The 695-nt window shown below is 42.0% G+C and carries 1 protein-coding gene; it reads left to right on the top strand.

The genetic code is table 11. The features are described from left to right. Window positions 1-455 (top strand): GIY-YIG nuclease family protein (locus V7Z60_RS09170; RefSeq protein WP_334117516.1); only part of this gene is annotated, 455 nt, incomplete at its 5' end. Window positions 456-695: the final 240 nt, after the last annotated feature.

Raw genomic sequence — 695 nt, 5'->3', positions numbered from 1 at the left:
GGTATCATGGATTGGGTGCTTCTCTGTATGGACGTGGAAAAGCCATTAGTGACATTGAAACCGGTGAGGTGAATTTAACGGGCGATGATTATAAGACCGGCTATATCTATGTTCTGAAATCCTTGAGCGAAGATCCGCAGATAGCAAATATAAAGTCACTTTATAAGATTGGGTTTACAAAAAACAGTGTTCAGCAGCGCATCGCAAATGCCGAGAATGAATCCACATACCTCTATGCGCCCGTTAAGGTTGTTGAGCAGTTTCAGGTAATTAATCTCAATCCGGAAAAACTGGAAACAGCGATTCATCATGTTCTTGAAGACTACAGACTTGATGTAAGCATCAAGGCTCCTAATGGAAAGGTGATAACACCCAGGGAATGGTTTGTAATTGACTTGCCGAAAGTCGAGGAAATAGTGAATGCCATTGTGACCAAATTGCAAAGTGAACAGTAGAAACAGATTGAGCTTTATGTAATGTATCATTAAATTCGTGCCACAATGCTATGACCGGAAGTTAAAAGCATTTATCTATATTGATGTTGTCGTCACCAAAAAAAGCATCCCCCCACCCGGGATGCTTTTTCATTTGCCCATTCTTTACCTCACCTCGTTCAAATCCGCATAACAAAAAAGTCCCCGGCATGAAAACCGGAGACTATTTGGCGGGTCAACCTGCGCAAGCTACAAGTAGTG

The sequence above is a fragment of the Ligilactobacillus sp. genome, from assembly GCF_036846325.1.
GTDB lineage: Bacteria > Bacillota > Bacilli > Lactobacillales > Lactobacillaceae > Ligilactobacillus.
Note: the sequence above shows the minus strand (reverse complement) of the source record. Positions and strands in the feature narration are given on the sequence as shown.